Source organism: Microbacterium sp. MYb66 (assembly GCF_002979435.1).
In the GTDB taxonomy this organism is placed as follows: domain Bacteria; phylum Actinomycetota; class Actinomycetes; order Actinomycetales; family Microbacteriaceae; genus Microbacterium.
On the sequence record NZ_PCOV01000001.1, the window covers coordinates 314,607 to 333,796 of the forward strand.

General features: G+C 68.7%; 21 protein-coding genes. 15 read left to right on the forward strand and 6 right to left on the reverse strand.

Annotated elements, in window-relative coordinates; translation table 11 throughout:
• Positions 1 to 10 precede the first annotated feature (10 nt).
• The gene (locus CQ045_RS01465; protein ID WP_105720920.1) at positions 11 to 859 is read left to right on the forward strand and encodes a DUF2993 domain-containing protein; all 849 of its coding nucleotides are present in this window, start codon (positions 11 to 13) and stop codon (positions 857 to 859) included.
• Positions 860 to 875: 16 nt separating this feature from the next.
• Here the strand turns inward: CQ045_RS01465 and CQ045_RS01470 are convergent, their stop codons facing one another.
• From CQ045_RS01470 to CQ045_RS01485, 4 genes are read right to left on the reverse strand one after another with little or no spacing between them, the layout of a single operon-like run.
• A complete protein-coding gene (locus tag CQ045_RS01470) occupies positions 876 to 1,622 on the reverse strand; it encodes an alpha/beta fold hydrolase (RefSeq protein WP_258130883.1) in 747 nt (248 codons plus the stop codon).
• The gene (locus tag CQ045_RS01475; RefSeq protein WP_105720921.1) at positions 1,619 to 2,203 is read right to left on the reverse strand and encodes a TetR/AcrR family transcriptional regulator; all 585 of its coding nucleotides are present in this window, start codon (positions 2,201 to 2,203) and stop codon (positions 1,619 to 1,621) included. Before CQ045_RS01475 ends, CQ045_RS01470 begins: the two co-directional genes overlap by 4 nt.
• A complete protein-coding gene (locus tag CQ045_RS01480; protein WP_105720922.1) occupies positions 2,178 to 3,083 on the reverse strand; it encodes an alpha/beta fold hydrolase in 906 nt (301 codons plus the stop codon). The genes CQ045_RS01475 and CQ045_RS01480 overlap by 26 nt, the downstream gene beginning before the upstream one ends.
• Before the next feature lie 55 nt (positions 3,084 to 3,138).
• Positions 3,139 to 4,185 carry a YihY/virulence factor BrkB family protein gene (locus tag CQ045_RS01485; protein WP_181156402.1) on the reverse strand — a complete coding sequence of 349 codons (1,047 nt, stop codon included), beginning with the start codon at positions 4,183 to 4,185 and terminating at the stop codon, positions 3,139 to 3,141.
• Positions 4,186 to 4,333: 148 nt separating this feature from the next.
• Between CQ045_RS01485 and lysA the strand changes: the two genes are divergently transcribed.
• The 6 genes from lysA to CQ045_RS01515 all read left to right on the forward strand — a co-directional run bounded on the left by lysA (position 4,334) and on the right by CQ045_RS01515 (position 11,627).
• Complete coding sequence (gene lysA, locus CQ045_RS01490; protein WP_105720923.1) at positions 4,334 to 5,752, forward strand: diaminopimelate decarboxylase; 1,419 nt, start codon at positions 4,334 to 4,336, stop codon at positions 5,750 to 5,752.
• Between the two features lie 21 nt (positions 5,753 to 5,773).
• Entirely contained in the window at positions 5,774 to 7,078 is a 1,305-nt protein-coding gene (locus tag CQ045_RS01495; protein WP_105720924.1) for a homoserine dehydrogenase, read from the forward strand.
• A 2-nt stretch (positions 7,079 to 7,080) separates the two neighbouring features.
• A complete protein-coding gene (gene thrB / locus CQ045_RS01500) occupies positions 7,081 to 8,043 on the forward strand; it encodes a homoserine kinase (protein ID WP_105720925.1) in 963 nt (320 codons plus the stop codon).
• 143 nt (positions 8,044 to 8,186) lie between these two features.
• Positions 8,187 to 10,097, forward strand: a complete 1,911-nt coding sequence (gene rho / locus CQ045_RS01505) for a transcription termination factor Rho (RefSeq protein WP_105720926.1) — start codon at positions 8,187 to 8,189, stop codon at positions 10,095 to 10,097.
• An 11-nt stretch (positions 10,098 to 10,108) separates the two neighbouring features.
• Positions 10,109 to 11,188 (forward strand): peptide chain release factor 1, encoded by a 1,080-nt coding sequence (gene prfA / locus CQ045_RS01510; RefSeq protein ID WP_105720927.1) that lies wholly within the window; start codon positions 10,109 to 10,111, stop codon positions 11,186 to 11,188.
• Positions 11,189 to 11,219: 31 nt separating this feature from the next.
• Positions 11,220 to 11,627, forward strand: a complete 408-nt coding sequence (locus CQ045_RS01515; protein ID WP_181156403.1) for a phage holin family protein — start codon at positions 11,220 to 11,222, stop codon at positions 11,625 to 11,627.
• A 22-nt stretch (positions 11,628 to 11,649) separates the two neighbouring features.
• Here CQ045_RS01515 and epsC read toward each other — a convergent pair whose 3' ends face one another.
• Both epsC and cysK read right to left on the reverse strand, forming a co-directional pair.
• Entirely contained in the window at positions 11,650 to 12,222 is a 573-nt protein-coding gene (epsC, locus tag CQ045_RS01520; protein ID WP_105720928.1) for a serine O-acetyltransferase EpsC, read from the reverse strand.
• An 8-nt stretch (positions 12,223 to 12,230) separates the two neighbouring features.
• Complete coding sequence (gene cysK, locus CQ045_RS01525) at positions 12,231 to 13,169, reverse strand: cysteine synthase A (protein ID WP_105720929.1); 939 nt, start codon at positions 13,167 to 13,169, stop codon at positions 12,231 to 12,233.
• Between the two features lie 98 nt (positions 13,170 to 13,267).
• Between cysK and prmC the strand changes: the two genes are divergently transcribed.
• The 8 genes from prmC (at position 13,268) to CQ045_RS01565 (ending at position 19,173) form a co-directional block, all read left to right on the forward strand.
• Positions 13,268 to 14,128 carry a peptide chain release factor N(5)-glutamine methyltransferase gene (gene prmC, locus CQ045_RS01530; RefSeq protein ID WP_105720930.1) on the forward strand — a complete coding sequence of 287 codons (861 nt, stop codon included), beginning with the start codon at positions 13,268 to 13,270 and terminating at the stop codon, positions 14,126 to 14,128.
• A 52-nt stretch (positions 14,129 to 14,180) separates the two neighbouring features.
• Complete coding sequence (locus CQ045_RS01535) at positions 14,181 to 14,906, forward strand: L-threonylcarbamoyladenylate synthase (RefSeq protein ID WP_105720931.1); 726 nt, start codon at positions 14,181 to 14,183, stop codon at positions 14,904 to 14,906.
• Positions 14,903 to 16,072 (forward strand): MraY family glycosyltransferase, encoded by a 1,170-nt coding sequence (locus CQ045_RS01540; RefSeq protein WP_105720932.1) that lies wholly within the window; start codon positions 14,903 to 14,905, stop codon positions 16,070 to 16,072. Before CQ045_RS01535 ends, CQ045_RS01540 begins: the two co-directional genes overlap by 4 nt.
• Positions 16,072 to 16,590 carry a hypothetical protein gene (locus CQ045_RS01545; protein ID WP_105720933.1) on the forward strand — a complete coding sequence of 173 codons (519 nt, stop codon included), beginning with the start codon at positions 16,072 to 16,074 and terminating at the stop codon, positions 16,588 to 16,590. Before CQ045_RS01540 ends, CQ045_RS01545 begins: the two co-directional genes overlap by 1 nt.
• Before the next feature lie 261 nt (positions 16,591 to 16,851).
• Positions 16,852 to 17,520: a F0F1 ATP synthase subunit A gene (gene atpB / locus CQ045_RS01550; protein ID WP_374955003.1), complete on the forward strand. Its 669-nt coding sequence runs from the start codon at positions 16,852 to 16,854 to the stop codon at positions 17,518 to 17,520.
• A 43-nt stretch (positions 17,521 to 17,563) separates the two neighbouring features.
• On the forward strand, positions 17,564 to 17,800 hold the full coding sequence (gene atpE / locus CQ045_RS01555) for an ATP synthase F0 subunit C (RefSeq protein ID WP_017830994.1): 237 nt from the start codon (positions 17,564 to 17,566) through the stop codon (positions 17,798 to 17,800).
• Between the two features lie 27 nt (positions 17,801 to 17,827).
• Positions 17,828 to 18,382, forward strand: coding sequence for a F0F1 ATP synthase subunit B (locus tag CQ045_RS01560; protein WP_105720935.1), 555 nt, complete (start codon positions 17,828 to 17,830; stop codon positions 18,380 to 18,382).
• Entirely contained in the window at positions 18,382 to 19,173 is a 792-nt protein-coding gene (locus tag CQ045_RS01565) for a F0F1 ATP synthase subunit delta (protein WP_105720936.1), read from the forward strand. Before CQ045_RS01560 ends, CQ045_RS01565 begins: the two co-directional genes overlap by 1 nt.
• Positions 19,174 to 19,190: the final 17 nt, after the last annotated feature.

A 19,190-nucleotide genomic window follows, 5' to 3' on the forward strand; every position in this document is an offset into this window, starting at 1 on the left:
GATGGCAGACATGAGCGACGACAACCACACCCTGCCGTACCCGGACAGTGCGGCCGAGCATCCGACGCTCGTGATCCCCGGCGCCGCCTCGGCGAGCGAGGAGCAGGCACCGCCGCGGAAGCGTCGCCGCTGGCCGTGGGTGCTGTTGGTCGTGGTCATCCTGCTGGCGCTGCTCGTCGTCGCGGCCGAGTTCATCGCACGTGCGGTGCTGCCCGGGATCGTGAGGTCGATCGTCGTCGAGCAGCTCGATCTTCCCGCTGACCAGCAGCTCGAGGTGGAGACGGAGGGGCTCCTGCTTCCTCAGCTGATCGGCGGCACTCTGGACACGCTGCATCTGTCGACGGATGCCGTGACTCTGGAGGGGATCACGGGTGCTGCGGATGTCACGGCGAGCGGAGTCCCCCTGCGTGGCGGCGACCTCGGTGGCGCCACGGGTACGATCCGCATCGATCAGGCGGAGTTCACCTCGCTGCTCGCCGGCACGGATCTGCCGGTCGATACGGTCGCCTTCGACGCGCCGAACGCCACCGTGAGCGGATCGATCAACGTGTTCGGCGCCGCCGTGCCGCTGTCACTGACCCTCACGCCCGGAGCGGTCGACGGAGACCTCGAGCTCACCCCCGTTGCCGCGAGCATCGGCGAGCTCGACATCGACCTCGACAAGGTCGGCTCCTCGCTGGGCTCGCTCGGTGAGGGGCTGACGCAGCCGCAGCGTGTGTGCATCGCCGATCAGCTTCCCGCCGGTCTCACTCTCACCGGACTCGAGATCGTGGACGATTCGGCCGTGATCGACATCGACGTCAACGGAGCGATCGTCACCGACGCGTCCCTTCAGGACAAGGGAGTCTGCCCGAGCTGAACCAGCTCGGGAACGGTCAACCACTGGCGCCGCCCCGCATGGCGTCGAGGCGCTGCGCGAGCCACAGCGGCCGCTGCAACGGGATGCCGTGGCCGCATCCGTCGACCACTTCGAGCACGCTGTGAGGGAGAGCTTCGTGCAGCGCCGTGGCGGAACGGCTCATGAGCTTCTTCTCCGCGGAGCCGACCAGGATCAGAGCGGCTCCCGGGAACCTCGGCCACCCCGCGGGCGGCACGAAACGCAGGTTCTCCTCGACCGCATTGAGCAGCGTCTCGCGGGACATGGTCGACGATGTCTGCAGATAGTCGTCCAGATGCGCCTCTGGCACGAAGAGCTCCCGCGCCTGCAGTCGGGCGAAGCGCTCGTTCTTCGCGAGCCCCGCGGTCGCACCCAACAGTGCCAGGGTCGGTCGCACCGCGCGCAGGGGCGCGGCCTGCGCGCTGATCACCACCGCACTCTCGACCAGGTCGGGTCTCCGGGCGGCGAGAAGTACGGCGAGCTGCGCCCCGAGCGAGAAACCCACGACCGTCGCCGGCCGTCGCTCGCCCTCGAGGAGGCTTGCGAGAGCGTCCACCGTCGCGTTGTGGGAGATGTACGTCTCATCCGCGCTGCGACCGTGGCCGGGGAGGTCCGGCACGATGACTCGCCCACCAGGCGGAAGGTGTGTGCGCATCGGCTCCCACATCCATCCGGCCACCCCGCCGCCGTGGAGCAGCAGCAGTGGAGCCTCGCCCGCTTGCCCGAACGTCTCCCGATGCATCATCGCTCCGTCTCGAAGGTCGCGGCCATCCGGCCGATGGTGTCGATCGTTCCCTCCAGCAATGCGGGGTCGAGGGGGCCGAGCAGTCGTGCCGCCGAGAGCAGCCCGATCGTCGTGCTCGACAGCGCCAGTGCGAGCGTGCGTGGATCCACGTCCCCGACGATGAGGCCTCGCTCCTGTAGCTCATGGAACCAGGCGACGACCCGGTGATGCCGCTCCCGGTACCGGCCGTCCGTCACCTCCATGACATGCGAGCCGAGGACCCCCTGGTCGTCGAGGAAGGCGGCAGTCATCAGGGGGTCGTCGAGCAGCGCCCGAGCGGTCTCCCGACATGCGTCACTGAGACGCGGGTGATCTCCGAGTTCACGGCGGACCCGCTCGGCCATCCGCGTGTTCCCACGGATCAGCAGCGCGTCGAGGATGTCGCGCTTGCCGGCGAACTCCAGGTACACGGCGCCCTTGCCGATGCCGGCGTGACCGGCGATAGCGGCGACGCTCATCGCATCGAATCCGCTGCCGAGCACGAGGGCCTCGGCGGCGTCGAGAATGCGCTCGCGCCTATTCGGGACGCGTGGTCTGGGCATCGTCGTCCCTCCTCAGGTGTTCGAGCATCGCCGGGATGACGAGGTCGGGTCGGTCGCGCTGCACCCAGTGGCCGGCGCCGGAGACGGCGAGCAGCGAGCCGACCGGCAGCAGCTCGGCAGCCGTCTGGATGCGGGCGAAGGGCACACCGCTGTCGTGATCGCCGTGCACGAGGAGCGTGGGCGTCCGGATCGTCGAAAGGCGGTCCGTGTAGACGGTGCGCAGTCGGTTCCACAGCACCTGTTCGCGCTGCCACTCGCCGAAGACCTCCAGCCCCGTCCCAGAGGCCGCCTCGGCGAGCACGGCCTCGACGAGCTCGGGCGTCCTCGACTGCGGGTCCCGCACCAGGTCCCGGAGCCCGCGTTCCATCGCGGAGGGGTTGCGGGCGTAAGAGCGTGTCATCGCCGGGAGGAGGCCGGAGCGCAGCAGGAGGAACGAGGAGAAGTGGGTCGCCGCACCGAAGAGGCCGTCCGCGAGGCGCGGCATCAGCCCGTAGCAGCCCAGGAGCATGGCAGACCGGGCGCGTCCCGGTTGATCCAGAAGGTGTCCGACCGTCATGCCGCCGCCGAGGGAGAGTCCGGCGACCGCGTAGACGTCGAGTCCGAGAGTGTCGACCAGGTCGGCGACGTGGCGGACGAGCCGTTCCTGGGTGAGTGACCACTCCGCCCGTGGGCTGTGCCCGAAGCCGGGGTGATCAGGAGCGATGACACGGTGTCCGGCATCGGCCAGCACGGCGCCGACCTCGCCCCAGGAGAGCTCCGCGCTGTCTGCGCCGCCTCCGTGCAGGAGCAGGACGGGGATGCCGGTCTCGACCGCCGGCCGCCATTCCAGCGCGGAGACCGTGGCGTGCGCGAGATCGATCCTCGAACGTCGGGGTTCCATGGCGTCCTCTCGTTGTGACCACACTAGCCGATCTGGTCACAACGGGCGGGCACCGTCAAACGGATTTCTCCGCAGCCGCAGCCTCCTGTGCCGCGCGCAGCTCGGCGGTGGCGATCCGAACGTCCACCTCGGCTCGCTGCAGTCGTCGTTGCACGAAGGTCGTCGCCCCGAATCGGGCATGCACCCGATCCGCGTTCTCCTCCTCGGCCGTCACGATGTAGGCACAGGCGAACAGCATCACCTGCGCGGAGAAGTTCAGCCAGATCAGGAGTGCGAGCAGGGAGGCGAACGAGGCGAGGAGCGGGTTACTCGTGGCACCGCCGACGAACAGCCCGGACAGCTCCTGCAGGACCAGAAGACCGAATGCGCCGAGCAGAGCCCCCGACCACAGCGAGCGCGCGGACGGGCGCACGCCTGAGAGCAGGCGGAACACTCCGATGATGATCACAGCGTCGAGCGCGAAGACGACGAGGAGGGACAGGAGGCGCACGGTCCACGCGACGACGGGCGAGTCGGCCGGGAGTCCGAGCAGATCCGCGATCCAGGCCACTCCGAGTTGGCCGACGAAGGTCAGGAAGGCCGAGGCGACGAACGCCAGACCGATGCCCAGGGCGAGCGCGAGATTCCGAAGGATCACCCAGATCCAGAGGATGTCGTCCTGCAGGGTCCCGGCGAGCACGCGCACGGCAGTGCGCAGGGAGCCGATGGCACCGAGGGCGGCACCCACGAGTGCGACGAGCGAGACGATGCCGGCGATGGACAGCGACGCCGGCGCATCGAGATCCTTCGTGCTGATCACGCCGTCCTTGCCGATGAGTCCGGGCACCGCCGATTGCACCGCGTCGATGATCGCCTGCCACGCCGCCGGGTTGCCGGCGAGCCAGAGCGCCGCGATCGAGAAGCCCAGCAACACGCCGGCGAACACGCTGAAGAGAGCCCGATAGGTGACGCTGTCGGCCAGCATCGGTCCGCGCCGCTCGGTGTACAGCAGCGCCGCGCGCACCGGGCGTCGCGCGAGGGCCCATGCGATGACCGGACCGGTGATACGCGCGATCAGGCCGGGCCGGGCAGGGGAGTCGGTTCGTGATTCGGTGTTCGCCACGCCCCCACCCTAGGAGGCGGGGACCGACCGCTGCAGGGGCTTGACGCCGCGCGTCACCATGACCAGGGTGATCCGGCCGGTGCCCTAGAATCGGGGGCAACCTCGATGTGCGCGCCCCGCCCGAGATCCTTCCCACGATTGGTGATCAGTGCTTCTCCCTGCCGATTCGCTCGCTCCGGAATGGCTCGCCGTCCCCGACGACGCGAACGATCTCGCCGACGGCGTGTGGCCGGCCTCTGCGGTGCGCGACGCCGACGGTGCGCTCGACATCGCCGGCGTCAGCGCCACGACGCTCGCGCGAACCTACGGCACGCCGCTGCTCGTGCTGGACGAGGAGGAGGTACGCGGCCGCGCCCGACAGTTCCGGATCGCCTTCGACCGGGCGGCGGCTGCCAACGGCACCACGGCTCAGGTCTACTACGCGGGCAAGGCGTTCCTGTGCACGACGGTGGCACGCTGGGTGGTCGACGAGGGGCTGCGCGTGGACGTCTGCACCGGGGGAGAGCTCGCTGTCGCCCTCGCCGCCGGAGTCGCGCCCGCATCTCTCGGATTCCACGGCAACAACAAGTCCGTCGCCGAGTTGGAGCGCGCGGTCGAGGTCGGTGTCGGCACGATCATCGTCGACAGCGCGATCGAGATCGAGCGCCTGGCGGCGATCACGGCCCGTACCGGGGCGACGCAGCGGGTGCTGGTGCGTGTGATCAGCGGCGTCCACGCCGAGACCCATGACTTCCTCGCCACCGCGCACGAAGACCAGAAGTTCGGATTCCCGTTCGCGGATGCCGAGAGGGCGGTCGCCCGCATCCGCGAGATCCCCGGCCTCGTGTTCGCCGGCCTGCATTGCCACATCGGCTCGCAGATCTTCGGCGTCGCCGGCTTCCGCGAGTCGGCGTCCCGCGTCCTCGACCTGCACGCGACCCTGCTCGAAAACGGACCGGTGCCGCAGCTCAACCTCGGCGGCGGCTTCGGCATCGCCTATACCCGCGTCGACGACCCGACTCCGATCGATGAGCTCGCAGGAGCGATCGTCACCGCGGTGGCCGAGGGCTGTGCCGCCCGGGGCATACCGGTCCCCGCGCTCTCCTTCGAACCGGGACGAGCGATCGTCGGAACGGCCGGCGTCACGATCTACGAGGTCGGCACGACGAAGGACGTGACGATCGAGTCGGGTGCCGTGCGCCGGTACATCAGCGTCGACGGGGGGATGAGCGACAACGCGCGCCCCGCACTGTACGGCGCGCAGTACTCCGCCCGACTCGCGTCCCGCGTCGGGGCGGGCGATCCCCGCCTCAGCCGGGTCGTCGGCAAGCACTGCGAGTCCGGCGACATCGTCGTCGACCACGAGTATCTGCCGGAAGACCTCGTACCCGGAGATCTGCTGGCGGTGCCCGCCACCGGCGCGTACTGCGTCTCTCTGGCGAGCAACTACAACCATGTCCCGCGGCCACCCGTGGTCGCCGTCCGCGGCGGGCGCTCGACGATCATCGTCCGCGGCGAGACGCTCGACGACGTGTTGGCCCGTGATGCGGGCATCGACGGGGCGGACGCCCCCGAGGGAGACCAATGACCCACCCCCGAAGGAGCAACCATGACTGACTACCGACGACTTCGCGTGGCGCTGCTGGGTGCCGGAGCGGTCGGCTCGCAGGTCGCGGCGCTCCTGTTGCGCCACGGCGACGAGCTGGCCGACCGTGCCGGCGCCGAACTGGAGCTCGCCGGCATCGCCGTGCGCAACCTCGATGCACCGCGTGACGTCGACCTGCCCAAGGAGCTCTTCACCACCGACGCCGAGTCGCTGATCCTGGGCGCCGACATCGTGATCGAGCTCATCGGCGGCATCGAGCCCGCTCGCACGAACATCCTGCAGGCGATCGGCTCCGGAGCTGACGTCGTCACGGCCAACAAGGCACTTCTGGCGACCCATGGGCCCGAGCTGTTCGAGGCCGCGGACCGCGTGGGCGCGTCCGTGTACTACGAGGCCGCCGCCGCCGGCGCGATCCCGATCATCCGTCCGCTGCGCGACTCGCTCGCCGGCGACCGGGTGGTCCGCATCATGGGCATCGTCAACGGAACGACGAACTACATCCTCGACCGCATGGACACCGAGGGCGCCGACTTCGCCGATGTGCTGGCCGACGCACAGCGTCTCGGCTATGCCGAATCCGACCCGACCGCGGATGTCGAGGGCTATGACGCCGCACAGAAGGCGGCCATCCTCGCCAGCCTGGCGTTCCACACCGCGGTGCCGCTGGATGCCGTGTACCGCGAGGGCATCACCACGATCACGGCGTCGATGATCGAGGAGGCACGCGCAGCGGGCTTCGTGATCAAGCTGCTCGCGGTATGCGAGCGCATCGAGGCAAACGGCGCCGAGTCGATCTCGGTGCGGGTCTATCCGGCGCTCGTGCCGACCTCGCACCCGCTGGCTTCCGTGCACGGCGCCAACAACGCGGTGTTCGTCGAGGCCGAGGCCGCCGGATCCCTGATGTTCTACGGTGCCGGCGCCGGCGGGGTGCAGACCGCATCCGCCGTGCTCGGCGATGTCGTCTCGGCGGCTCGCCGTCATATCGCCGGCGGTGTCGGCGTGGGCGAGTCCACGCGAGCGAACCTGCCGGTCGTGCCGATCGGACACGTCACCACGCGCTACCAGATCACGCTCGAGGTCGCTGACGCGCCCGGTGTGCTCGCCACGGTCGCAGGGATCCTCAGCGACGGGGGAGTCTCGGTCGCGACGGTCGTGCAGACCGTCGAGGGTGAGGACGAGCCGACCGCGCGGCTGATCATCGGCACCCACCGCGCGACCGAGCAGGCGCTCAGCGCGACCGTCGACGCCCTCGCCGACAGCTCCGTCGTCGCCCGTGTCGTCTCGGTCCTCCGGGTGGAAGGCGAGTGACGATGGCAGCAGTCGCCGCACCCTCCGAGGGTGCCGCCGTCGTGGGACGCACGGTCGAGGTGCGGGTTCCCGCGACGAGTGCCAACCTCGGTCCGGGGTTCGACACTCTGGGCCTCGCCCTCAGCATCTACGACACGCTGCAGGTGACCGCGCTGCCCGCAGGCGAGCTCGAGATCGAGGTGACCGGCTCCGGTGCCGCCGAGATCCCGCGCGATGCGTCGAACCTCATCGTCCGCACCATCGCATACGTGTTCGCCGACGCCGGACGCCCGGTCCCCGGTCTGCGGATCGTGGCCGAGAACGGAGTCCCGCACGGGCGCGGCCTCGGCTCGTCGGGCGCCGCCGTCGCTGCCGGTGTGCTCGCCGCGAAGGGACTGCTCGAGGGCGATGTGGAGATCGGCGACACCGACCTTCTCCGTCTCGCGACCGAACTCGAAGGACACCCCGACAACGTGGCTCCCGCGCTGTTCGGAGGCCTGACGATCGCCTGGATGTCGGAGCGCGGACCGCAGCACAAGAAGCTCCTCGTGCACCGCGGCGTCTCGCCGCTCGTGCTCGTGCCCGCCTACACGATGTCGACCTCGCAGGCGCGGTCGCTGCAGCCTCCGCAGGTGTCCACCGCGGATGCCGTGTTCAACGTCTCCCGATCCGCACTGCTGATCGCGGCGCTGATGCAGAGCCCCGAGCTCCTCCTCGATGCGACTGCCGATCGGCTCCACCAGGACTACCGCGCCGGGGCGATGCCGGAGACGCAGCGCCTCGTGCAGGCGTTGCGCGCCGCGGGCTTCGCAGCCGTCGTCTCCGGTGCCGGCCCCAGCGTGCTGGTGCTCGCCGACGGACCAGGCAGTCGTCAGGATGCGGTCGAACTGGCCGATCGAGTCACCGACACCCCGTGGGAGGCGCTCCTGCTCGCAGTCGACGTCCGTGGTGGTACAGTGGGGACTCGAGCGGAGGGCTCCACGTAACTACGTGAATCTGGCCCCATTGCAACTCTTGCAAGACCCGCACGCAAATCCCTGTGGCACAAGTGCCGAGGCTGGCTGGCGCCGAGCGTCAGCCCGTGCGATCGCGCGCAGCACCCGTTGTGTGCGTTCAACGCTCATTCCCCATGACATATAAGGGAGTACTCGTGGAGAACCTCTCCGAGGCCCAGAACGACCAGACAGCTCCGGCCGCCGAAGCACCTGCGGCAGCCGCAGAGTCGACCGACACCGCACCGGCGCGCAAGCGCGCACCGCGTCGCGCGAGCACCGCCACCGCGGCGGCGAAGGCTGAGAAGGCCGAGGCGGCGAAGGCCGCGAAGTCGGATGCTGCGCCGGAAGCGGGCGCGTCCGAGGCTGCATCCTCCGGTGCAGAAGCCACCGAGGCCGCGCCGAAGGCGAAGCGCCCGAGTCGCAGCCGTGCGAAGAAGGCGGACGCCGAGGCTCCTGCTGCGGACACCGCCGCTGCAGAAACGCCGGCCGCCGCACCCACCGAGGCTCCTGCCGAGCCCGCACCCAAGACGACCGGGCGTGGACGCCGTGGTGCGCAGAAGCCCGCTCCCGAGGCCGAGGCCTCTGCGACGGAGTCCGCTGCGGAATCCGCACCCGACGCCGCACCTGCAGAGCCGTCGCAGAACAGCGACGCCTCGTCCGAGTCCGGCGAGGGCGACGAACAGGGTGGTCGCGGTCGCAACCGCAGCCGTAGCCGCAACCGCGGTCGTGGTCAGAACGGTGCGGCGCAGGAGCAGCAGCAGGCTCAGCCGGCCGCCGACGACGACCAGGCCGGCGGCAACAACCGCAACCGTCAGCGCAACAAGCGCCGCAACGGTGCGCCGACCGATGAGTTCGACACCGAGATCGGCGAGGACGACGTCCTGATCCCGATCGCGGGCATCCTCGACGTCCTCGACAACTACGCTTTCGTGCGCACCACCGGCTACCTCGCCGGCCCCAGCGATGTGTACGTCTCGCTCGGACAGGTGAAGAAGTACAACCTCCGCAAGGGCGATGCGGTCGTCGGATCCATCAAGCAGCCCCGTGAGGGAGACCAGCAGGGGCGTCAGAAGTACAACGCCCTGGTCAAGGTCGACTCGATCAACGGCCTGTCCATCGAGGATGCGGCCACCCGTGTGGAGTTCGGCAAGCTTACCCCGCTGTACCCGCAGGAGCGCCTGCGCATGGAGACGGCCCCCGAGAAGCTGACCCAGCGCATCATCGACCTGGTCGCCCCGGTCGGCAAGGGCCAGCGCGGTCTCATCGTCGCGCCGCCGAAGGCCGGCAAGACCATCGTCCTGCAGCAGATCGCGAACGCGATCGCGCAGAACAATCCCGAGGTCCACCTCATGGTCGTGCTCGTCGACGAGCGCCCCGAAGAGGTCACCGACATGGAGCGCTCGGTCAAGGGCGAGGTCATCGCCTCGACGTTCGACCGTCCGGCCGAAGACCACACCACGGTCGCCGAACTCGCCATCGAGCGTGCGAAGCGTCTCGTCGAGCTCGGGCGCGACGTCGTCGTGCTGCTCGACTCCATCACCCGCCTCGGCCGCGCGTACAACCTCGCGGCTCCGGCATCCGGTCGTGTGCTCTCCGGTGGCGTCGACGCTTCGGCGCTGTACCCGCCGAAGCGCTTCTTCGGCGCCGCACGCAACATCGAGAACGGTGGATCGCTCACCATCCTCGCGACCGCTCTCGTCGAGACCGGCTCGAAGATGGACGAGGTCATCTTCGAGGAGTTCAAGGGCACCGGCAACAGCGAGCTGCGCCTGTCCCGCGCCCTCGCCGACAAGCGCATCTTCCCGGCCGTCGACGTGAACGCGTCCAGCACGCGCCGCGAGGAGATGCTGCTCTCGGCCGATGAGGTCAAGATCACCTGGAAGCTGCGTCGTGCTCTCGCGGGCCTCGACCAGCAGCAGGCGCTCGAGGTGGTCCTCGGCAAGCTCAAGGAGACCCACTCGAACGTCGAGTTCCTCGTGCAGATGCAGAAGTCGATCCCCACGCTCCCCTCGGGCGCGCACGGGCACGACAACAACATCCGCTGAGCGGCTGAGCCGTGTTCGAGTCCGTCCAGACTCTGATCGACGAGCATCGCCGGGTGCAGGAGGAGCTCTCCGACCCGGCGGTGCACGCCGATGCCGCCCGCGCCAAGCGTGTCAATCGCCGCTACGCAGAGCTGTCGAGGATCGTCGCGGCGTACGAGGCGTGGGTCGCGGCGACCGACGACCTGGAGACCGCTCGCGAGTTCGCTCGGGAGGACGATTCGATCGCTGCGGAGATCCCGGCGATGGAGGAGGAGCTGCAGAGCGCCCAGGAGCGTCTGCGGCGCCTGCTGATCCCTCGCGACCCCGACGACGCTCGCGACGTGATCATGGAGATCAAGGCGGGGGAGGGCGGCGCCGAGTCCGCGCTGTTCGCCGCCGACCTGCTGCGCATGTACATCCAGTACGCGGCGTCCAAGGGGTGGAAGACCGAGCTGCTGGAGCGCAACGAGTCCGACCTCGGCGGATACAAGGACGTGCAGGTCGCGATCAAGGGATCGTCGTCGGATCCGGCGCAGGGCGTCTGGGCGCACCTGAAGTACGAGGGCGGCGTCCATCGCGTGCAGCGCGTTCCTGCGACCGAGTCGCAGGGGCGCATCCACACGTCGACCACCGGTGTGCTGGTGTTCCCCGAGGTCGATGAGCCCGAAGAGATCCAGATCGACCAGAACGATCTCAAGATCGATGTCTTCCGCTCCTCGGGACCCGGTGGGCAGTCGGTGAACACGACCGACTCCGCAGTGCGCATCACGCACGTGCCGACCGGCATCGTGGTCTCGATGCAGAACGAGAAGTCGCAGCTGCAGAACCGTGAAGCGGGCATGCGCGTGCTGCGCGCGCGACTGCTCGCGAGGCAGCAGGAGGAGCTCGACGCGGCGGCATCCGATGCCCGCAAGTCGCAGATCCGCGGCATGGACCGCTCCGAGCGCATCCGCACCTACAACTTCCCGGAGAACCGGATCGCGGACCACCGTACCGGGTTCAAGGCCTACAACCTCGATCAGGTGATGGACGGAGCACTCGACCCGCTGATCGAGAGCGCCGTCACCGCCGATGAGGAAGCACGGCTTGCCGCCGTCGGCTCCGAATCCTGACGGGCGACCACCGGGGCGCTAGGCTCGGGCCGTGATCACACTCCTGTTCCGCGGCCTCATGTACGTCGTGTCGGCCGGACTCGGCCTGATCGTCGCCGACCTCGCCCTCGACGGATTCCACATCGAGTGGGACAAATGGTGGGGCTTCGTCATCTGCATCCTGATCTTCGCGATCCTGCAGAGTGTGCTCGCGCCGTGGGTCGGGAAGATGGCTACGCGCTACGCGCCAGTGCTCATGGGCGGGATCGGGATCTTCTCGACGCTCATCTCCCTGATCATCGTCGTACTGCTGCCGGTCGGGGGTCTGCGCATCACCGATCTGACCGGATGGCTGCTCGGTTCGGTGATCGTGTGGCTCATCACCGCGCTCGGCAGCGTGCTGCTGCCTCTGATCTTCCTCCGCAAGAAGGCCGAGTCGGTCAAGGGCCGGCGACGCTAGCGCGCGGCGGCCTCCGCCTGCGTCAGATCGCGTAGTAGTCCGGCGCGGTGAGCAGGGCCCTGGTGTCCTCGCCGACGGTGCGTTGGCGGGGCTTCGCGGGAACACCGACCAGGATGCTGTCGGCCGGGGCATCCCTGGTCACCACCGCGTTCGCGCCGACCACGGATCCGGCGCCGATCGTCACGGGACCCAGGATCTTCGCGCCCGCGCCGACCGCGACGCCGTCACCGAGCGTGGGATGGCGTTTGCCGGAGGTCCGCGTGCGTCCGCCGAGAGTGACACCGTGGTAGAGCATCACGTCGTCACCCACCACGCTGGTCTCGCCGATGACGACGCCCATGCCGTGGTCGATGAAGAAGCGGCGTCCGATCCTCGCACCCGGATGGATCTCGACGCCCGTGAGCAAGCGCGAGAGCTGTGACCCGGCTCTCGCGAGAAGGCGCAGCCGTCGCCGCCACAGAGCGTGCGAGACGCGGTGCGCCCAGATCGCGTGCAATCCCGGGTACAGCAGAGCGACCTCGACGGCGCTGCGCGCAGCCGGATCCCGGAGACGAGCTGCCGCGATGTCCTCGCGCATTCGTCCGATCATGCCCATCGACGGCCTCAGTCTTCGCGCAGGTCCTCGAACAGCGCGGTGGAGAGGTAGCGCTCACCGGTGTCGGGGATGACGACGACGATCGTCTTGCCGGCGTTCTCCGGTCGCGCCGCGACCTTCAGCGCCGCGGCGACGGCCGCGCCGGACGACATGCCCACGAGCAGACCCTCTTTCGAGGCGAGCTCGCGGGCGACCCGCAGCGACTCGTCGAACTCCGCGGTCATGATCTCATCGAGCACATCGCGGTCGAGCACGTCGGGGACGAAGTTCGGTCCGATGCCCTGGATCTTGTGCGGGCCGGGGTGGCCCTCGCTGAGCACGGGGGAGTCCTTGGGCTCGACGGCGATGACCTGGATGCCGGGCTTCACCGCCTTCAGAGCCTGGCCGGTTCCCGTCACGGTGCCGCCCGTGCCGACACCGGCGACGAGGATGTCGACGGCGCCGTCGGTGTCGCGGAGGATCTCCTGCGCCGTGGTCTCTCGGTGGATCTGCGGGTTGGCGGCGTTCTCGAACTGGCGGATCCAGATCGCCCCGGGCGTCTCGGCGACGATGCGCTTGGTCTCCTCGATCGCGCCGCTCATACCCTTGGTGGGGTCGGTGAGCACGATCTCCGCGCCGAACGCCTTCAGCAGGACTCGGCGCTCCTTGGACATGGAGGCCGGCATCGTCAGGATGACCCGGTAGCCGCGTGCGGCACCGACCATCGCGAGGGCGATGCCGGTGTTGCCGCTGGTCGACTCCACGATCGTGCCACCCGGGGTGAGCTCACCGGATGCCTCCGCCGCGTTGATCATGGCGATGCCGATGCGGTCCTTCACGCTGGAAGCCGGGTTGTAGTACTCGAGCTTGGCGAGGACCGTGGCTCCGAGGCCCTCGGTCACCCGGTTCAGGCGGACGAGCGGCGTGTTGCCGAAAGCGGTCGTGATGTCGGAGTGGATACCGGGCATGAGAAGCCTTCCTTCGGGGGTCGCTGCCGGACAAGCCTAGGGGAGCAGGCCTATGGATTCGTCTTTGTGACAGCCGCTTGCACTCTACGCTGGAACCCATGTCCGACTCCTCGCTCGCTGCGGTCGTCCGCGCCGCGGCACAGCGCCTGGCCGATGCCGGCGTCCCCGATCCGCTCGTCGATGCCGAGCTGCTCGCCGGTCACGTCGGGGGTCGGCGCCGGGGCGAGGTGCAGGCCGCTATCGTGCGCGGCGACACGATCGACGATGGTTCGGCGGCCGCACTGGACGCTCTGGTGACCCGCCGTGCGACACGGGAGCCGCTGCAGCACATCACCGGCACCGCCCCTTTCCGCCACCTCGAGCTGGCCGTCGGTCCCGGGGTGTTCGTGCCGCGCCCGGAGACGGAGACGGTCGTGCAGTACGCGATCGACGAACTGCTGAACTCCGCCGACCCCGCACCGATCGGCATCGACCTCGGGACCGGGAGCGGCGCGATCGCCCTGGCCATGGCCACGGAGGTACCGCATGCCCGTATCTTCGCCGCGGAGCTCTCGGAGGACGCCCATGCCTGGGCGAGCAGGAACGTCGCGGGGGTGGACAACCTCACACTCGTTCTCTCAGACCTGGGAGACGCGTTCCCCGAACTCGACGGCACGGCATCCGTGGTCATCTCGAATCCGCCCTACGTCCCGGACGCAGCCGTTCCGCGGGATACGGAGGTACGGCTGTTCGACCCCGCCATGGCGCTGTACGGGGGAGAGGACGGGCTCGACATCGTGCGTGTGCTCAGCGCACGGGCGCTGCAGTTGCTGCGCCAGGGAGGTCTCCTCGTCATCGAGCACGGCGAGCTGCAGGGCGAGTCGATCAGGGAGATCCTCACCGCTGACGGCTGGCGCGCGGCGGCGACGCATCGCGACCTGACCCTGCGGGACCGCACGACCACCGCGCTCCGGCCCTGATCAGCGACCTCCGAGCATGCGCGGCATCCGGGCCGCATAGAATCGAACCGTCATGTCAACCATCTTCGACTGCCGCGACGAGTCGCAGCTGCTCGCCGGCATGCGCAATGCGCGCCAGGCGATCGGCCGTGGCGACCTCATCGTGATGCCCACAGACACCGTGTACGGCGTCGCCGCCGACGCCTTCTCCCCGGCAGCCGTCCAGCGCCTGCTCGATGCGAAGGGACGAGGCCGCGATCAGCCGCCCCCCGTCCTGATCGGCACGAAGGAGACACTCGCCGCCTTGGCCGAGTCCGTTCCCGAGCCGGTGGAGCGCCTCGTCGAGGCCTTCTGGCCCGGCGGCCTGACCATCGTGCTCCCGGCCCAGCCGTCGTTGGTGTGGGACCTGGGGGAGACTCTGGGGACCGTCGCGGTTCGGATGCCGGAGGGGCGCGTCGCCCTCGAACTGCTGGCGGAGACCGGCCCTCTCGCGGTTTCCAGCGCGAACCTCACCGGCCAGGCTGCCGCGATCTCGGCACTGGACGCCGAGAAGATGCTCGGCGACAGCGTCGCGGTCTACCTCGCCGACGGAATGAGCAAGGACGGCATCGCCTCCACCATCGTGGATGCGACCTCCCTCGTTCGGAGAGGGGCGGATTCCGAGGCCGGAACCGTGCGCATCCTCCGAGAGGGCGCCGTGTCCCGCGAGCAGCTGCAGGCGGTGCTCGGCGACCTGCTCGAGCCGGAGGAGCAGCACGCGGAGCACGCGCACACGGAGGAGCAGGACGGGGATTCGTGAAGCAGTATCTCTTCACGATCATCCTCACCGCCGCGATCACTTTCGCGCTGACATGGGCGGTGTGGCGGCTGAGCCTCCGTTTCAAGCTGTACCCCGGCATCCGTGAACGAGACGTGCACACGACGCCGACCCCTCGTCTCGGCGGGGTGGCGATCTTCCTCGGTATCGCGGCCGCCTTCGGGTTCTCGGCCGTCAACCCCTTCTTCCAGAGCATCTGGATCCCACCGCAGACGATGTGGTCGATCCTGGGCGCCTCTCTGCTGATCGCGATCATCGGCGTGGTGGACGATCTGTGGGACATCGACTGGATGATCAAGCTGGGCGCGCAGTTCCTGGCCGCCGGACTCATCACCGTCGGGGGCGGCCTGCAGATCCTGTCGCTGCCCTTCGGCGACCTCATCGTGGTCTCCAGCTGGCTGAGCATCACGATCACCATGTTCGCGATCGTCATCGTGATGAACGCGGTGAACTTCATCGACGGTCTCGACGGACTCGTCGCAGGGGTCTGTCTCATCTCGAACGGCGTCTTCTTCGCGTACTCCTACATCTTCACGCGTGACTCCGGCGCCTCCAGCTACTTCAACCTCTCGACGTTCATCGCAGCCGTCCTGATCGGTGCCTGCCTGGGCTTCCTGCCGTTGAACTGGAGCCCGGCGAAGCTGTTCATGGGGGACTCGGGCGCACTGGTGATCGGTCTGCTGATGGCGACGTCGGCGATCGCGATCACCGGGCAGATGGATCCGTCGGCCCTCGACCCCGAGCGACTCGGACGTTCGCAGCTCGTCGGTGCGTTCCTGCCGATCCTGCTGCCGCTGCTCGTCGTGCTGCTGCCGCTGCTCGACTTCGGGCTCGCCGTCCTGCGTCGCATGAGTGCCGGGCGCTCACCGTTCTCGCCCGACCGCAAGCACCTGCATCACCGAATGCTCGATCTCGGCCACCGCGACCGCGACGCGGTCCTCATCTTCTATGCGTGGACAGCCGTGATCTCGCTCGCCGTCCTCCTGATGTACGTGGGTGCGCGGGAGGACTGGCCCGGCCAGTACCTGCCCGGCGTCGCCTTCGGCGTCGTGGGCATCGCCGCCTGCCTCGTCGTCACCCTGAGTCCCACCCGCCGCAGGAAGAGCGCAGCGGCGGCCGACACCGACCCGACACCCGTGGAGTCCTGATGAGCCCGAGCCCCGTTTCCAGCACGCCGATCCTGCGGCGGACCCTCATCTGGTCGGCGGTGGCCACCGCGGCTCTCGCGATCGTCGCGGGCGGTGTCGGCTACGCCGTCGCCGGGGGAGAGGGGCTCGTCAGCGGGCTGCTGGGCGTGCTGCTGGCAGCCGTGTTCCTGGCGATCACCGGCATCAGCATCCTCATCGCCAACCGCTGGTACGGCGACCCGATCTACGTCCAGCTCTTCTTCGCCATCGTCCTCGGCGGCTGGCTCCTCAAGCTCGGACTCTTCGTCGTCGCGATGATCCTGCTCGCGGGTCAGCCGTGGCTGGAGCCGATGGTGTTCTTCCTCTCGATCGTGGCCGGCGTGCTGATGTCGCTCGCGATCGATGTGATCGTGCTCACCCGCATGCGGCTGCCGAACGTGAGCGACACCACCCTGCCGACAGAGGTGCCGGAGGACCGCGCCCCCGGCAACGCGAATCACGTCGACGAGGGACCGGTCGATGGCGGCCCGCGGTCTTAGGTGACCCTCAGATTCTGATACTGTTGAAACGTGCCCGCCGCTCGCCCGCGAGCGCTTGCGCTGTGTAGCACACCGACCATCGTCGCCCCGGTTTAGACCGGTGCCCCGAAGCTGGAGCCCGCGCTGTTTAATCTTGCTGCGACCCTGACCCCCCGACTTGCCTCCGACGGCGAGTTCCACGGCCCTTCGATCGACGATTTCTTCCCGGAGATCCTCTTCCACGTAGGACCGATTCCCGTCAACCGGATCCACCTGGTCCAGTTGCTCGCGGTGATCGCCGTGGTTCTGATCCTCTGGCTCGGCACCCGCCGCATGAAGGTCGTCCCCGGACGCTTCCAGAGCCTGGTGGAGATGGGGCTCGGATTCGTCCGCACCAACGTCGCCCACGACATGCTCGGGCGCAAGGACGGCGATCGTTTCCTGCCGATCCTCACCACGATCTTCTTCATGGTGCTGTTCATGAACATCACGGGAATCATCCCGTTCCTGAACATGCCGGGAACCGCGATCGTCGCCGTGCCGCTGACGCTCGCCGTGGTCAGCTACGTGACCTTCATCTACGCGGGCATGAAGCGCCACGGATTCAAGTTCTTCAAGAACTCGCTGTTCCCGCAGGGCGTGCCGGTCGCCGCGATGCCGATCGTCGCGATCATCGAGCTCATCTCGACGTTCATCCTGCGCCCCGTCACGCTGACGCTGCGTCTTCTCATGAACCTCGTCGTGGGGCACATGATCCTGGTGCTCGCGTTCTCCGCGACCCAGTTCTTCTTCTTCACCGCAGGTGGCGGCTGGGCCGCGCTCGGTGTCGGAACCCTCGCCTTCGGTGGCGCCTTCACGATCTTCGAGATCCTGGTCGCCGTCCTGCAGGCATACGTCTTCACCGTCCTCACCGCGGTCTACATCCAGCTCGCGGTCGCAGAAGAGCACTGAGCGGGCGGGCATCAGCCCTCCCACCCAACGAAAGGAAAAACCCGTGGACGCTACTACGGTTCTCGCTGAAATCAACGGTCACCTCGGAGCGGTCGGCTACGGCCTCGCAGCCATCGGCCCGGCCATCGGCGTCGGCATCGTCGTCGGCAAGACCATCGAGGGCGTCGCCCGTCAGCCCGAGCTGGCCGGTCGTCTCCAGGTCCTCATGTGGATCGGTATCGCCTTCACCGAGGCGCTTGCGTTCGTCGGCATCGCCGTCGCATTCATCCCCTTCCCGTAATCCTCACCGACTTCTGAAGGAGACAGGATGCTGAACGCTCTTGTCACGAACCTCGCAGCAGAGGGTGAGCCGAACAACCCCCTCATCCCTGCGTGGTACGACATCATCTGGTCGGGCCTCTGGTTCATCGTCATCCTCATCGTCGTGTGGAAGGTCGCCCTTCCCAAGCTGACGAAGATGCTCGACGAGCGGTCCGCCGCCATCGAGGGCAACATCGCCAAGGCCGACGAGGCGCAGAAGCAGGCGGAGGCGGCACTCGAGGAGTACACGCGTCAGCTCGCTGAGGCGCGTACCGAGGCCGGCGAGATCCGCGAGGCCGCCCGCGAGGACGGCAAGAAGATCGTCGCCGAGGCGAAGGATGCCGCAGCCACCGAGGCCGCGCGCATCACCGCCACCGCGCACACGCAGATCGAGGCCGAGCGGCAGACCGCTCTCGTCTCGCTGCGCAGCGAGGTCGGAACGCTCGCCCTCGACCTCGCCGGCGGCGTGGTCGGCGAGACGCTCTCCGACGACGCGCGTGCGACGGCTGTCGTCGATCGCTTCCTCGCCGAGCTCGAGGCATCCGAGAAGGCGGCTCAGTAATGGGCAGCGCGACCACTCAGGCACTCGCGGCATCCATCCAGACGCTTGCCGCAGCGAAGGACATCACTCTCGAGACCGCGCGGGAGCTCCTCGCTGCCGCGCGTGCCGTGAGCGAATCGTCTCAGCTGAGCGGCGCGCTTGCTGATGCTTCCGCTCCCGCCGCGGCGCGACAGGACGTCGTGGCCGCGGTGTTCGGCGGATTCTCCGCAGACGCTCAGAGCGTTCTGAAGACGGTCGTCGCGGAGCGCTGGTCGAACGCGGGTGAGCTCGTCGACGGTGTCGAGGAGCTCGCGATCCGCGCGGCGGCGATCGCCGAGCCCGATGCGGACATCGAGGGAGAGCTCTTCAGCTTCTCTCGCGTCGTCGCCACGAACCCGGAGCTGGAACTGGCTCTGGGGGGTCGCCTCGGCGGAGAGGAAGCCAAGGGTGCGCTCGTCGAGCGGCTCCTGGCCGAAGGCTCCACGAGCACCGCCGGCCGACTGATCATCACCTCGCTCGTGCGTCAGCCGCGCGAGCGCCGCGTTCGGCGACTGCTGAACCGGGCGATGAGCATCGTCTCGAACCAGCGTGATCGCGTGGTCGCCACGGTCCACACCGCGACCGCTCTCAGCGACGCCCAGCGCGCCCGTCTCAGCGACTCGCTCTCGCGTCGCTACGACGGTCAGGTAGCCCTCAACGTCGTCATCGACCCTGCCGTGGTCGGAGGTCTGCGCGTGCAGATCGCCGATGACGTCATCGACGGCAGCATCTCCGCACGACTCGCAGACCTTCGCCAGAAGCTCGCGGGCTAACACGACTTCGCGCGGGG

What these genes read in the sequence shown, in the direction of transcription:
- CQ045_RS01495 (WP_105720924.1), top strand. Translation starts at nt 5,774, where the DNA reads ATGACTGACTACCGACGACTTCGCGTGGCGCTGCTGGGTGCCGGAGCG.
- CQ045_RS01480 (WP_105720922.1), bottom strand. Translation starts at nt 3,083, where the DNA reads ATGGAACCCCGACGTTCGAGGATCGATCTCGCGCACGCCACGGTCTCC.
- CQ045_RS01560 (WP_105720935.1), top strand. Translation starts at nt 17,828, where the DNA reads ATGCTGAACGCTCTTGTCACGAACCTCGCAGCAGAGGGTGAGCCGAAC.
- cysK (WP_105720929.1), bottom strand. Translation starts at nt 13,169, where the DNA reads ATGCCCGGTATCCACTCCGACATCACGACCGCTTTCGGCAACACGCCG.
- thrB (WP_105720925.1), top strand. Translation starts at nt 7,081, where the DNA reads ATGGCAGCAGTCGCCGCACCCTCCGAGGGTGCCGCCGTCGTGGGACGC.
- CQ045_RS01465 (WP_105720920.1), top strand. Translation starts at nt 11, where the DNA reads ATGAGCGACGACAACCACACCCTGCCGTACCCGGACAGTGCGGCCGAG.
- epsC (WP_105720928.1), bottom strand. Translation starts at nt 12,222, where the DNA reads ATGGGCATGATCGGACGAATGCGCGAGGACATCGCGGCAGCTCGTCTC.
- CQ045_RS01545 (WP_105720933.1), top strand. Translation starts at nt 16,072, where the DNA reads ATGAGCCCGAGCCCCGTTTCCAGCACGCCGATCCTGCGGCGGACCCTC.
- CQ045_RS01565 (WP_105720936.1), top strand. Translation starts at nt 18,382, where the DNA reads ATGGGCAGCGCGACCACTCAGGCACTCGCGGCATCCATCCAGACGCTT.
- rho (WP_105720926.1), top strand. Translation starts at nt 8,187, where the DNA reads ATGACATATAAGGGAGTACTCGTGGAGAACCTCTCCGAGGCCCAGAAC.
- CQ045_RS01535 (WP_105720931.1), top strand. Translation starts at nt 14,181, where the DNA reads ATGTCAACCATCTTCGACTGCCGCGACGAGTCGCAGCTGCTCGCCGGC.
- CQ045_RS01470 (WP_258130883.1), bottom strand. Translation starts at nt 1,622, where the DNA reads ATGATGCATCGGGAGACGTTCGGGCAAGCGGGCGAGGCTCCACTGCTG.
- CQ045_RS01475 (WP_105720921.1), bottom strand. Translation starts at nt 2,203, where the DNA reads ATGCCCAGACCACGCGTCCCGAATAGGCGCGAGCGCATTCTCGACGCC.
- prmC (WP_105720930.1), top strand. Translation starts at nt 13,268, where the DNA reads ATGTCCGACTCCTCGCTCGCTGCGGTCGTCCGCGCCGCGGCACAGCGC.